13 protein-coding genes and 1 tRNA gene are annotated in these 14490 nt (G+C 24.8%); 13 read left to right on the top strand and 1 reads right to left on the bottom strand.

What is annotated here, in order from left to right:
- Positions 1-13: 13 nt before the first annotated feature.
- Together AAHM84_RS02655 and AAHM84_RS02650 are read left to right on the top strand one after the other, a co-directional pair.
- Positions 14-87, top strand: a tRNA-Gly gene (locus AAHM84_RS02655).
- 72 nt (positions 88-159) lie between these two features.
- Complete coding sequence (locus AAHM84_RS02650; protein WP_342258400.1) at positions 160-867, top strand: DxFTY motif-containing membrane protein; 708 nt, start codon at positions 160-162, stop codon at positions 865-867.
- Here AAHM84_RS02650 and AAHM84_RS02645 read toward each other — a convergent pair.
- Complete coding sequence (locus AAHM84_RS02645; protein ID WP_342258399.1) at positions 864-1655, bottom strand: hypothetical protein; 792 nt, start codon at positions 1653-1655, stop codon at positions 864-866. The two genes, AAHM84_RS02650 and AAHM84_RS02645, sit on opposite strands and share 4 nt — an antisense overlap.
- 64 nt (positions 1656-1719) lie before the next feature.
- Here AAHM84_RS02645 and rdgB point away from each other — a divergent pair, with 64 nt between their 5' ends.
- The 11 genes from rdgB to AAHM84_RS02590 all read left to right on the top strand — a co-directional run bounded on the left by rdgB (position 1720) and on the right by AAHM84_RS02590 (position 14481).
- Positions 1720-2325, top strand: coding sequence for an RdgB/HAM1 family non-canonical purine NTP pyrophosphatase (gene rdgB / locus AAHM84_RS02640; protein WP_342258398.1), 606 nt, complete (start codon positions 1720-1722; stop codon positions 2323-2325).
- Positions 2326-2337: 12 nt separating this feature from the next.
- Entirely contained in the window at positions 2338-2856 is a 519-nt protein-coding gene (locus AAHM84_RS02635) for a tRNA (cytidine(34)-2'-O)-methyltransferase (protein WP_342258397.1), read from the top strand.
- A 39-nt stretch (positions 2857-2895) separates the two neighbouring features.
- Positions 2896-4263 (top strand): DEAD/DEAH box helicase, encoded by a 1368-nt coding sequence (locus AAHM84_RS02630; protein WP_342258396.1) that lies wholly within the window; start codon positions 2896-2898, stop codon positions 4261-4263.
- A gap of 63 nt (positions 4264-4326) precedes the next feature.
- Positions 4327-5892 (top strand): AAA family ATPase, encoded by a 1566-nt coding sequence (locus tag AAHM84_RS02625; protein WP_342258395.1) that lies wholly within the window; start codon positions 4327-4329, stop codon positions 5890-5892.
- Between the two features lie 18 nt (positions 5893-5910).
- Positions 5911-7578: a hypothetical protein gene (locus tag AAHM84_RS02620; RefSeq protein ID WP_342258394.1), complete on the top strand. Its 1668-nt coding sequence runs from the start codon at positions 5911-5913 to the stop codon at positions 7576-7578.
- Between the two features lie 16 nt (positions 7579-7594).
- Positions 7595-7957 carry a PCC domain-containing protein gene (locus AAHM84_RS02615; RefSeq protein ID WP_342258393.1) on the top strand — a complete coding sequence of 121 codons (363 nt, stop codon included), beginning with the start codon at positions 7595-7597 and terminating at the stop codon, positions 7955-7957.
- A gap of 120 nt (positions 7958-8077) precedes the next feature.
- On the top strand, positions 8078-8974 hold the full coding sequence (locus AAHM84_RS02610; RefSeq protein WP_342258392.1) for a hypothetical protein: 897 nt from the start codon (positions 8078-8080) through the stop codon (positions 8972-8974).
- Positions 8975-8996: 22 nt separating this feature from the next.
- Positions 8997-10301 (top strand): SGNH/GDSL hydrolase family protein, encoded by a 1305-nt coding sequence (locus AAHM84_RS02605; RefSeq protein ID WP_342258391.1) that lies wholly within the window; start codon positions 8997-8999, stop codon positions 10299-10301.
- Positions 10302-10303: 2 nt separating this feature from the next.
- Positions 10304-12307, top strand: a complete 2004-nt coding sequence (locus tag AAHM84_RS02600; RefSeq protein WP_342258390.1) for a lipoprotein — start codon at positions 10304-10306, stop codon at positions 12305-12307.
- 110 nt (positions 12308-12417) lie between these two features.
- On the top strand, positions 12418-13953 hold the full coding sequence (gene fib, locus AAHM84_RS02595; protein WP_342259357.1) for a cytoskeletal motor fibril protein Fib: 1536 nt from the start codon (positions 12418-12420) through the stop codon (positions 13951-13953).
- Between the two features lie 93 nt (positions 13954-14046).
- Positions 14047-14481 carry a hypothetical protein gene (locus AAHM84_RS02590; protein WP_342259356.1) on the top strand — a complete coding sequence of 145 codons (435 nt, stop codon included), beginning with the start codon at positions 14047-14049 and terminating at the stop codon, positions 14479-14481.
- Positions 14482-14490: the final 9 nt, after the last annotated feature.

The raw sequence follows: 14490 nt of genomic DNA, 5'->3' as shown, positions 1-14490 counted from the left end.
AATGTGATTATACGCGGGTGTAGTTTAATGGTAGAACTTCAGCCTTCCAAGCTGACTGTGAGGGTTCGATTCCCTTCACCCGCTCCATTATGAAAATTCAAATCCCTTAAGGGATTTTTTTATTTTATATTTATAATAAGTATTAAAGGGGAAGAACTAATGTTAAATAATCAAATTAAAAATTTTAATGAATCAAGAACCCCATTTTTTAAGAGTTTACTTTTATTAATTATAGAGTCAATAATTCCTGGCTTAACTATTTGATTTTGTGTTGGATTTGACTTTAATTTTTCTCTTACAAGTAAGCTGCCATATCCAAATGTAGGTTATGTTGCACTAATTTGTACTGTATACTTTTTATACAGCTTTTTGATAACGTATTTATTTTATAAGTTTAAATTTCATGAAGCAGATATGTTTACTTTTAGTTCCTTAATTACTTTGATATTAATTATATTAATTTTGTTTGGTAGTTTTATGAATACTTCAGGTATTTGAATATTTGTTAGATTTATTGCTATAGTTGCCTTTGTTATAATAGCAACTCCATTTTTTGTTTTTATAAGTGTTTTATTTAGAAATAAGGAAAATAAAAAAATAGAAGATTATGAAAAAGTGCTAGAAGCTTATAAAAAAGGCGAAATTATACCGAGTAATAAATTATTAAGAGCTCAAAGATATCAAATTTATTTAATTAAAAAACAAAATAAGATAGAGGAATTAAAGAATTTTAAAATAGAATTAGATGAAAAAATAACAAAAGAACTACAAGAACAAGAGTTAAAAAGAAATATTAAAATGAAAAAAATAATAGAGAAATTAGATCAAAAAGAAGAAAAGCAAAGACAAAAAAAACAGAAAGATTAGTATATCTTTCTGTTTTTTAATCTCTCTAATTTATGATTAAAGATATCTTTAAAAATCTTTTGTTTCTCTTTTTCAAACATAAAATTTGATCATAATGTTCATAAAAGATCTTGGTATTTAATCATTAAATTTAAAGTTTCAATTTCGTTAATATTTACTAATTTTTCTTCAATACATTTTTTTATAAAGTAACTAATTAGTTCTTCATTATCATTTAACGTTTCACTTATAAAACTTGCTATATCAAAGAACTTGTTATTTAAGGAAATATAGTCGTAATCAATTAAAATTATCTCATTTTTATTTATTAAAATATTTCCGGGGACTAAGTCATTATGACTTAAAACCAAATTTAACTTTTCAAATTTATCAATATAGTTATTTATTTCATTAAAATAAGGTTCAAAATTAGTTAATGGATTATTAATGTTATTTTTAAAAATATTTAAAAATTCATGATAATTAAATTTATTTATTTTAAATTCTTTTGAGTTAAGTTTATGAAGTTTTTTTATTAAATTAGTTACATTATTAATTATTTCCTTAGTTATTTTAATATCTTTAAGTGTTTGAAAATTTCTTAAAAATTTATATTCTGAAAATAATTTATTATCTTTTCAATAAAATTTTAATGGAGTTAATAATATATCTTGCTCAGTTTTCTTTAATTGTTTCAAAAAATTATATTCATTTTTTTTATCTAGATAAATATCATGAAAAGGTATTGACTCTTTTTTCAAAATATCATTTTCTAGGGTTACTTTATTTGTATAACCATTAAATTTCATTTATTTCACTCCTTATTGCTATTATTATTATAATATTAATTAGAAACTAAAAGGAGTTATTTATATGAACGTTTTATGATTTGCTTCACAAAATTTTAATAAAATTAAAGAGATTAAAGAAATGATTCCTGAAATGGAAATTAAATCGCTAAATGATCTTCCTGATTTAATTGATATACCTGAAGATGAACCAACATTTGAGAAAAATGCTTTATTTAAAGCTAAGACATTATCGCAGATAGTTGAGGGAGTAGTTGTTGCAGATGATTCGGGACTGAGTATTAAACGCTTAGATAACTTTCCCGGAATTTATTCAGCAAGATGAGCTAAACCAGAAACAGATTGGATGAAAATAAATGATTTATTATTGAAAAAGTTAGAGCGAGAAAATTTAATGAAAAGCGAAGATAGAAAAGCATTTTTTACATCTTCAATTGCCCTAATTGACAAGAATAAGGGTGTTGAACAAGTATTTACAGGAATAGTAAATGGAGTTATTGTTGATAGTCAAATTGGTGAAAATGGTTTTGCATATGACAGAATTTTCAAACCAGATAACTTTGATAAAACTTTTGCTCAAATGACCAAAGAAGAAAAAAACTCTATATCACATCGTAATCGCTCAATAACTTTATTAAAAGAGTTTTTAAAAAAGAATAACTATTTTTAAGGAGGACAAAAAATGAAAAAAATCAATATAGTATTGTTTCAACCAGAAATTGCTGATAATGTTGGAGCTATAATGAGAACTTGCGCACTTACAAATTCAAAACTACATTTAATTGAACCATTTGGTTTTATTTTCGATAAAAGAAATTTTGTAAGAAGTAGTGCTAATAATTTTGAAGGTTGTGAATATGTAAGATATGATGACTGAAATGACTTTATAACTTGCAATCCAAATGCTAATATATTTTGCATGACTCGATATGGTAAAAAACCAATTAGTGATTTTCAATTTAAACAAATTAATGATGAAGTGTTTATTATGTTTGGAAAGGAATCAACAGGTATTCCAAAAAAGATTTTAAAAGATAATATGGACAAATGTTTTAGAATTCCTATGGTAAGTTCAGGAAGAAGTCTTAATATTGCCAACTCTGTGGGAATTGCTACTTATGAAGTTTTAAGACAATGAGATTATTTGGATCTGTCAAAAGTTGAAGTTGAAAAGGGAGAGGACTATCTAGATATAGATTAATAATATATAATATATGTTGTATGAAATAGGTGAAATAATATGAAATTTTCAGATTTTGGCTTTAAAAAATTTATTAATGATGCTTTAGAAGAAATTGGATTTGTCTATCCAACTAAAATTCAAGAGAAAGTTATTCCACTTATAAAGAAACATAGATCAGTTATTGCTCAGTCGCACACAGGAACTGGAAAAACGCATTCTTTTTTATTGCCTATATTAAATAATATTGTATATGATGAAACAAATAAAATTCAATGTTTAATAGTAACTCCAACAAGAGAACTTGCTAGACAAATCTATGAAAATACTAAAGATATTTTAAAGTTAAATGATAAGGGAACAGTTGGGTTATTTGTTGGTGGAGATGATATTGAAAAATCAATTCAAAATGTTAAAACAAAGCAGCCTAGTGTTGTAATTGGAACACCAACAAGATTAAAAAAAATGTATGAAGAAGGTAATTTATTTATTACTACTGCAAAATATGTAGTAATTGATGAATGTGATATGATTTTTGATCTTGGATTTATTGAAGAAGTAGACTATATGCTCTCAAAAATTAATAGGGATGTAAACGTATCTTTATTTTCTGCAACAATTAATAAAGGATTAAGACCTTTTTTACAAAAATATTTATCAAAATCCATTTTTATAGAAAATAAGGATTCAAATCCAACTAATAAAAATATTGAGCATGTTCTTGTTTGAACAAAAAATAAGGAAAATAAGGAAGTTCTTAGAACAATTGTGAGTGAAATTAATCCTTATGTTTGTATGGTTTTTTTAAATAAAAAAGATCAAATAAAAGAGATTATCTCTTGACTAAATGAATTTGGCATTAAAAATGTAGGTGAGTTACACGGAGATTTAGACTCAAGACAGAGAACAAATATGCAAAAAAGAATTCAAAATGGTGATTTTAAATGAATTGTAGGTTCAGATGTAGCGGCAAGAGGAATTGATATTGATGGAGTAAGTCATATTATTTCAGTTGACCTGCCAAAGGACTTAGATTATTATATTCACAGAAGTGGTAGAACTGGAAGAAATCAATATTCTGGCCAAAGTTATGTTTTATTTAACTCTACAAATCAACACCAAATTGATGAACTAAAGTCAAAGGGTATTTCATTTTCTAACTTTAAATTGGTAAATAATCAATTAGTTGAAATTAATACTGTTAAAAAGAAAAAAGAATTTAATGCAAATTTACCAGTAAATGTTGAAACTAAAAAAATTATTGATAAATATAAGGGTCAAAAAGTAAAACCAGGATATAAAAAACGTAGAAAAGCTGAAGTAGATAAAGTTAAAAAAGATATCAGAAGAAAGCATATTAAAGAGTCAATAGCAAAAATTAAAAAAGATAAATACAAAAAACGTAGAGAAGAATTATTTGAGAATTAGGCCAACAACTCTTTTAAAAAGAGGCTTAATGTTTTATAATAATATGTATTAGAGGGAAATTTTATGGATATTACAGAAAGAATTAAAAAATTAATAAAAGCAATTTCATTTCAAGTTTATGAAAAAGAAACAATATTTAGATTAGCAATGTTAGCTCTTTTAGGAGAGGAGTCAATTTTCCTTTTAGGTAAACCAGGTATTGCCAAATCACTAATTTCGCGTAGATTAAAATTTGCTATTAAGGGTGGTACTAATTTTGAATACTTAATGAGTAAATTTTCAACTCCAGAAGAAATCTATGGACCAATTGACTTAAGATTACTAAAAGAAGGTAAATATGTTAGAGTTGTTGAAAATTATCTACCTGCTTCAAATGTTGGTTTTTTAGATGAAATTTGAAAAGCTGGACCAAGTATTCAAAATACATTATTGACAATTATTAATGAGAAGCTTTTTAGAAATGGTGGAACAGATATAAAAGTTCCATTGAAACTATTAATTTCAGCTTCAAATGAATTACCTGCAGAAGGTGAAGGATTGGAAGCTTTATTTGACCGTTTTATTATTAGATTTATAGCTGAAGGTTTAAAAAGTGATGATAATTTTGAGCAACTTTTAGATGGTGAATCATCACTTGACGTTGATGTAGATCCAAAACTTCAACTTACAATTCAAGAATTGGAAATCTGAAAAAAACAATCAAAACAAGTAAAAATTAGTAGAAAAACTTTAGACTTTATTCATTATTTTAGAAAAAAAATATTAAAAGAAACAAATGGAGAAGCTTATATTTCTGATAGACGTTGAAAAAAAATATCAGGGTTAATGAAAACAAGTGCATTTTATAATGGAAGATCAGAAACTGATATTGCTGATTTATTTGTAATTCCATACTGTATTTGAGATAACGAAGAACAAGAAAAGCAGTATTCTGAAATTTTCTTTAATACATTTTTGGAACAATTTGGTTTAGAATGAAGAAATGAAAAGAAAAACTTAATGAATCAAATTGATTTAGTAAACTCACAAATTGGTCAAGTTGAAGCACAATTTTTAAGATTAACACCATATACTGATCCATTTAAAGGTGCAATTAATGGAACATACTATTTTATTAATTTTACAGATGGTGGAGATAGCTATAAAATTTGTTTTATATCTGCAGCGGATTGAAATAAAATAAGAAATTTAACAAATGAGTCATTTGAAATTGATTTACATTTTGGAGTAAATTTAAATAAATATTCAGGAAGTCAAAAAACATTAGTTAAAGCTTATAAAGCAGATCAGATTCTTTTTGTAAATGAAAACAAAAAATACTTATTACAAAATGAAAGTCCAAATGAATTTAATCAACAAATGAATAATTTAGCAGATAATATTGTTGAACTTGAAACTAAATATAAAGCATTGTCAGCAAAAATGTTTAAAGAGTATAAAAAATATATGAATATGAATTGTATTTTCTTTGAAGAAATTTATGATGAAAAAATTGCGCAAGCATTCGATGCAAAGACTAAAAAACAATTGGAACAAGAAGCTGAATTAGAAAAGCAATTTAAACTAAACGAAAAAAATAATAATCAAAAAAATCCAATTGATGATTTAGACTTTAAATTAGAAATTTAAGTAAAGAAGGAAACTATTATGAAATTTGACTTAGAAAAACCAGTAAGTGAAATCAAAAAAGAGATTGAAAAACTTAGACGAAAAGATATTCATAATAGTGAGTTTTTAACATTTAAAAAAAATCATGAATATGCAGCTGAACAATTAGATGATAAAATTAATAATTTTTATTCAGCTTCAAATTTGTCTACAATAAGACAAATAAAACTTCCTGAACCAATTAGAAAAGAAATAATTTATTATAATTATATTTCTGAATACTATGATGAAGTAAGTTTTGCTCAGAATTTAAGACTTATTCAAAATAAATTAGTCGAGTTTGATTCTCCTTTTTCAACATATATTGATACAATGAGTTGAAAAATTGATAATGGGTATTTAGAGTTAAAAGGTAGAGATTGATTGACTGAGTTTTTTAAAACTTGAACTTTTATGTTAACGAAGAGAATTGTTGACTATAGAATGAAAGCTGTGGAGGATTTAAGATATAACTATTTAGTTGAAATATATTCAATAATCAAAAATTATGGAAAATATGCAAAAATTTATAAAACAATGTATGATGTTTTTGGAAAAGTAGCCAATATTGAAGACGAACTGAGAAATCAAAACATTGAATCAATAGCTAGATTTGCAGACTTCTTATATAAAGATCCTTCAATTTTAATGATAGCTGAGATGTTAGGGCGATTAAATGGTGAAGATGATTTAATGGAAATAAATATAACAGAACAAGTTGTTACATATCCAACAGAAGTTAAATTACCATATAACCCAGAAGAAATTGTAGGACTAACTGTTTCAAAAGATCTTGAAAGATTGCTTCCAATGGAATTTGCAAGTCTATTTGACGAGGAATTAGAAATTATATTTTATAAGAAATTTGTGGAATCACAACTTCAAACTTTTTTATTTGAATCAAATGAAAGAGTCATTGAACATGAAATTGAAGAAGTAGAATATGAAGCACCAATACCATTAGAACAAGGAAAATTTATAATTTGTATTGATACATCAAGTTCTATGGAAGGTGCTGGTGAATATATTGCAAAAGCATTATCAATTGCCATATCGAAAGTTGCTTTGAAAGAATATAGGGATTTAATCTTTGTAAACTTTGCAAATCAACATGTTGAAGAATTTACCATTAATGGTAAAAATGTAAATATTCAAAAAATGTTAGAGTTTTTAGCTAAATCTTTTTATGGTAAAACTAACGCCAAACCTGCCTTTGAAAAAATTATAGAAAAGATGCACTCAGAAGATTTTAAAAGAGCTGACTTATTATTTATTTCAGATTTTATGATGGAAACTCTTCCAAATTCAACAAGAGCAAAAATTGCAGATTTAAAGGAAAACTATAATAGATTTCATTCTCTAATAGTAGGAACAATGCCAAATGTTGAAACACAAGAAATATTTGATAATATTATGTATTATGATCCAAATGATCCTTTTGCCACAAATCAAATTGTTAAATCATTAAATGAAACTTTAAGAGATTTAAGAGAATTAAAAGATGAAGAAGTTGCATATCGTAGCGAGCAAATTAATAACTTAAATACAATTAGAGATAAAAAACGTTTTAGAGAAAAACATTTAGATGATCCAAAGGCAAAAAAACTAACAAAACAAAAACAAAAATTAAAAGAATTAGAAAATAAGAAGCAACAAGTTAATCAATAGGGGGAAGGAAATAAGAATGTTAGTAAAAGAAAAATCAAATTTATTAGTTATTTTTTTGGAGAATGGGGAAGATATTGACCAACAAATTCAAAATATAATAAGAGAATATAAACTTATTGATGCAAAAATTACTGGATATGGTTATTTAAAAAGATTAGAATATGGTGTACTTTCTCAAATTGATCCATTTTTCTTATCAAAATTATTAAAAGAGGGACTTATTACTGTTACAAATTTAAATGGTATGGTTGATAATAGAGAATCAGCAATAATGGTTAGTTCTGTAGATGATAAATTTGAAAGACATCAAGGAAGATTAATTAGTGGAGTTGTGGCAAATTCATTCAATATAATTTTAGAGATATATAAAACAGAGTAAAATCTGTTTTATTTTTTATTTTTTATTTACTTTCATCTTTTTTTATAAAATGTTTTTAGTTTATCTAAAAAAATAATATAAAATCTAAATAACACTTTAAGCAAGTGGAAGGAGAAAAACATGAAAAATATTAAAAGTAAGTCTAATAAGATATTATTAATATTAATTTTATCTTTAACAACTTTCTTTCCAATATTAACCATTATTATGACAGTCCCAGGAATGGGTATTGAATCGTTAACTTTTATTAATAGTGTTGAAAAACAAATTAAGAGAATAATGCCTAAAAATAAATTTGTTTTTGACCCAAATCATCCTTTATATGAAGAAATGATGGAACACGTTATAAAATCTTCATTTAAAGCAGATGCATTATCAACAATAAATTTTGATGATTCACAAGAAAAACAAATGTTCTACTTAAAATATTCAAACTACTCTGATGAATGGTATGAAAAATATTGAGCAAAAAAAGTAGAAAATAAAGAACAAATTGATTTATATGATATCGGATTAAATTTTATTGAATTTGATAAGAGTGTAGCTGAAGAATTTCAATCCTTTGGTTTTGTTAACACCGGAATTCAATGAATATTTAAAAGTGGTGGTTTAAAAGAAATTTTTTCAAAAAATACATATGAAATGTCTTTGAAACAACAAACAATTCTTAATCAAGAAGATTATGATGAACAAATGCAATATAGTGGACCAGGATTAAATGGTATAAAAGTTAAGCATTCTATTGGAACAAAAATTGTAAATAACAAGGTATGATTTTTAAATACTCAAATTGATTCTATTAATTTTGCACTTAAATTAACAAATCCTTTTGTAGATAAAACTTTAAGTAAAAATCAAAATATAAGATATGTTACAGTAGATGACTTGAAGTTCCCAAATTTTACAGCAACTTTAATTTTTTTAAGATTTAGTGCTGTATTAATATTTTTAAATATTTTAGTTATCCCTGGTGGAATAGGTCTGTTTATAATTTTAAAAAAGAAATGAGAAAAATAAAAAAATAAGGGAAGGAAATAATATGAAAAAATTATTATCATTATTAACTGTATTTAGCTTTTCAATATCAACAGTAACTTCAACAGTTTCTTGTATGCCAAAGCAACCAAGTACTATTAAGACAAGTCCTTTAAAAATTGGTTTGGATATTGATAAAAGTAAAGCTATTGATACAAGTTCAAACCCAAATGATCATTTTGGTTTTACCAACTATTTTATAGTAGGTGACTCATTGAGTGATGTTAATGGTTTAACAACTTATGTTAAAGATAAATTTGTAGTAAATACATCATTGGATCAATATGTTGATTTCAATTTAACACTTGGAGGAGCATATGGTTTTGAAGAAGATGGTGTTTATAATAGTGCTTTTAGTAATGGAAAGACTACAGGCTATCTATTATCTGAAAAATTAAATTTTGGAGCAATGAAACCTAGTAATAAATACTCAAAACTAAATAATTCAAAAGAAGGTTATGGTAAAAATTACTCTGTTGGTGGTGCAACAGCTGGAAAATCATCAGAATTTGTAAATGGAATTATTATTAATGATTTTAGTACAGAAGAACAAGCAAGAGCTTTAGTTAAACAACAAAAAATTGGAGCAAATGATTTAGTGTTTTTTGAAATTGGAGGTAACGATATGTTCTCCTTAATTCAAAGTCAAGATAGTCAAAATGACAAAGTTGTAATAGAATATATGGATGAATCTATTAAAAGTATTAGAGCAACATTATTTACACTTTTAAATAATGGTATAAAAAATATTCTATTTATGGGACCACCAATTATGGATGTTGTTCCTAGATATATTAATAGAGAAGAAAAACAAGATATTATCGATCTCGGAAAAGAGTACGAACTTAAAATTAATAAATTAATCAATGAAGTAAACAACTATTATTCTGGAAACTTATTTTATAGCTCACTATATGAAGGAGATAATGATTTTCCAAATATTATAGAGGGATATGGGAAGACTATTAGTAATCAAATTGAAAATGAATATAATACTTCATCTCCATTCTCTGAAAAAACTATAATACAAGTAAATGGTAAAGAAACTTTTAATTTTAATGAGCTTTCAAGAATTAACTTTAAAAATTATATTGAGACAATTAAAATAAATAATACATTCAACAAAACTAAATTGGATGTTAAGGTTATAGGTCAACCTTTAGTTGAAAATTTATGAGGAGATGACTTGAAAAAGAGAGATGAAATAATGACTTCATACTTTTTTACTGACATTGTTCATCCAACTAAACTGGTTCATGAATATGTTTCAGAGATAATAAAAGAAATTGTCTTTAGGGAGTTTAAATAATTATGAAAAAACTATTAGCTATTTTTGGATCCTCTTTATTAGTGGTTTCACCAACTATTTTAGTAGTCTCTTGTACTAAAAATAAAAAAATAATAGATGATATTTCATTACAAACTGCAGTTGAACAAATTGGTAAATCAATTTATTTAAGTGATACAAAAAACTATAATTTTGATTATCAAATGGATGGTATATTAAAAAATAAAAGAATAAAAGATATATCAAATATATATGGAAATGATAATTATACTAAAGATGATTTAAATTCTTATTCAAGATTTGATGAACTATATAGATATTATTTTGATAAAAATCTTTTTAATGAGGATTTAAAAGTTGCTGAAACAATAAATTTTGAAGGTAATATTAAACCTCAAAATAGCGCAACTCTAGAAACAATTCTTGTAACAATTCCTAATTTATTGGAATTGTTAGGTAATGGTAAAATTATTGCTTTGCTATTTAAATTATTAACAATATTTCCATCATTTATTGTAAATTTAAGTGATAACTATTTAGTTAGTTATTTAGACAAACTTCTTTCAAAGGAAAATAGTGAAGCATTTTCAAATGCCTTTTCAAATGAACCTTATGCTGATTTTACAAATCAAGAGTCTTTAAATTCAGCAATTATTGGTTTCTCAAACTCAATTGATTATCTTATTGGAAATAAAAATCAATTAGAAATCCCAACAAAAGATGAGCTTGAAGAGGAAGTATTTCTGAACTCAATAAGTAAATTAACTACTAATCTTAAATCAATTTTTAATAATGAAAAATCAATTAGTTTCGATTTAATAATTGATCTACCTGCTATTGCTGAAATAGTTAGATTTGTAAGAACTCTAATTGTATATATTGCAAATGGAGTAGGAACAATTTATACAGAAAGTGAATCTAATGGAAATAAAAACTACTTCAAACAAATTGAAGTATTTAGAGATACAAAAATTGATGCTACTAAAAATGAAATAAATGTTTTAAACTTTCTTGATTTTTTAGAAAGTACATATAAAAATGGTGACGGTTTAAAATTAATATTGGCTTTATTATTTCAAAGTTATGAAAATCCTAAATTAAAAACTATTTTTCCTGGAATCCCAAGTGTTGGAGTAATTGCAGATGAAAAAATTCAACTAAAAGGGATAAACCCCTTGTTACAAGCTTCAATGAATGCTATATTTCCAACTTTTTATATAACTGAAGGATTATCACCAATAATTGTAAATCTTTTAAAAGCTTTTAAAATTGATAGAGTAAACTTAGGAAGTGTATGCATTGAGTTGGTTAATTCATTAGTATCTGGTTCAAACTTTAAAGGAATTATTGATATTATGAATAGTTTCTTAGTTAGCTCTATTATCAAAGATGAGATTTTAAAAGAAAAACTAAAAAGTTTGAAGAAAATTGATGAAATTTACAAAAATTCATTATGAGATGAACTTTATAGTGGAAAATTTATTAACAAAATTCTATTAGTATTGAATAATGAAGAAAATGAAGAAGATATTAATATTAAAAATATTATACAAAATACTAATGTAACATTTTTAGGGAGAAAATTAACATATAAAGAGGTTTTTTGAAACATAATTAATAATGAGGATTTTGAAGGTGAATTTAAAATTGATTTTACTAATATCTCTGAATTATTAATAAATTTAAGAAAAATATTAGATTTAAAAAATGGTGAAAAAAACGAAAATGATCTTTATAAATTTCAAACTAATTTACAGACTTTGTTTGTAAATCTACAAGGTAGTAAAAAACTAACATCATGAGTTACAAATCCAAAAAATGAAGAAGAATCTAGTTTATGAGAAGAATATAGAAAAGAACAATCTAAGTATAATAAAAAAATAAATGATGATATTTTAAATCAAGAAATCATAAGTGTTACTGACTTAAAAAATTATTCATATCAGGTTGAAGTTGAGAACAAAAAATATACTATTAAACTTAAAATGTTAAAAAGTAAAAAATTTCAAATTAGTTCAATTTTTTAATAAAAAAGTAGTGTTTTTGGGAACTTTTTAGTATAATTAAATTAATCTTTATTTTTGTATAAATACATAAAAAATAAAGGTATAGAGAAAAATAAAAGAGGAGACTAGAAATGATAGGTATTATTTCAACAGCTTACTTTACAGTTAAAGATCGTGAAGGGATTAAAACTGTAAAAAAATATTGATGAAGAAATATGGTTATTCAACATCTTAAATACAGAGGGAAGTTTTTTATAATCGCAACAATCGGTTATGGAAAAGCAAATGCTGCAATGGCAATTACTTATTTAATGGAAGAATATCCAACTTTGGAAACAGTTTTAAACATAGACTTAGCTTTATCAACAAATGATAAATTTGATACAACAGATACAGTTATGGCTACAAAATTTATTTATAGAGATGCTGATTTAACAGTATTCAAAGATATTAAATATGGACAAATCGTACATGAACCAGAAGCATATACTTTTAATACAGAATTTGTAACACAAGTTAAAAACTTTAAATTAGGAGTTTCAGATGGTATTATTGGTACTGCTGATATGTTAATTTATAACTCAAAACAATTTAAAGAAATGGTTGACAAATACGGTCAAACAATTGACGTAATTGATTCAGAAGCTGGAGCATTAGCTCAAATAGCTAAAAAATCAAGTGTTAACTTTGTTGCAATGAAAATTATGTATAATAATGCATTATCACCATGAGATAATGATCCATTACATAAGTTTAAAATTTATGAAACAGCTAATACTTTAAAATACTTATTGGCAAGATTATTTAACTTATTATCATCAAAATACATTATTGACTTTACAAAAAATACAAATGATGAATTAGAAGTAATTCATGAATTATTTGAATTATCTCATGATGAATGAGTATCACTTTTCAAAAGTGATGTTACATCAATTATTTCTGGTTTAGGACCATCATTGATGTTAGTTGATAAAAAAGCAGCTAAACCTGAAGCTATTGATATTGTAGAAATTTTAAAAAGTAAATTAGAAGATGAAGGACCAAGTAAAATTATTTTAGGAGAAGATGAATGAAAAAATGCTCCTAAAAAATGATTACGTAAAATGATGTTCTTAACAAATATTCATGTAAATGATGATGAATTGTTATGAAATAAATCAGCTAAATATGATCTTAAATCAACTAAAATTGTTTCAATTGAAGATGTTGCAAGAGCGGTTTCAAAAGTAATTGCTGATCGTTCACAAGATAAATCAGCATATACATATGATGGTGCTACAGTATTGAAAAAACATTTACTAGTTGCAGTAGATGCACCAATTTCATTCTATATTACTCATAATATTACTCATGAATTTGTTGAAGCTCCAAAACAAGGATCACAATTAGTTGCAAACGAATTTATAAAATATTTAAATGAACAATTGGCAGAAGTTGAATCTCCATTTGAAAAAATAATAGTATACTGTAAAGTTCCTGCAGAAGGAGTTGCAAAGCTTCCAGTTATTATTAAAACTAAATCAAAAGCTAATGAAGCTGTTGTATTTGGCGGATACTCAAGTAAAGATCAAAAAACTTATACAGTTGTTGATATTACAAGAAATGATTACGACCCATTGAAAGTTGGATCATTCAAAGTTACAGTTCGTTTAAAAAATGCATAGTAACAAAAAATAAAGAAATCACTTTAAAAGTGATTTTTTTATTTTTTAATATAAAGAAATTTAGTATATACTATTTTAGTAAGGGGTGAATTTATGGCTTGTAAAAAAAGGAAGGGTTTTTTTGAAGATAATGATAGTGTAAGTCATATTTTAGAGGATTTATTAGATTTATCTTTACTAAAGCTTGATGATAAACCAGTGCCAAATAAATTCAAAATACCTGATAGGGATAAAAATATAGATAATAAACCAGTTAATAAAAAAGTAAAGACTGTAGAAACCACTCAACTGAAAACACTAGACTCAATAATTAAAAATGCAAGACAAATGAATAGTAAAGTAAGCAAATCAAAATGAATTAATAATAGTGTTGAACCAGAAGAAACTATTCTAGAAAAAGCAAAAAAACAAGGAAAATCTGCATATGATTCAGATGTATTACGTCAGTTAATATTAGAGAGACAAAAGAAAAAAAGAGAATCTCTTGGTTTATCAAGTATAATAAATAAAGCAAAAAAAAGAAAATAATGTAAAACT

This window comes from Spiroplasma endosymbiont of Dioctria linearis, from assembly GCF_964030865.1.
Lineage (GTDB): Bacteria > Bacillota_I > Bacilli_A > Mycoplasmatales > Mycoplasmataceae > Spiroplasma_A.
This window is presented reverse-complemented; position numbering and strand designations above follow the sequence as displayed.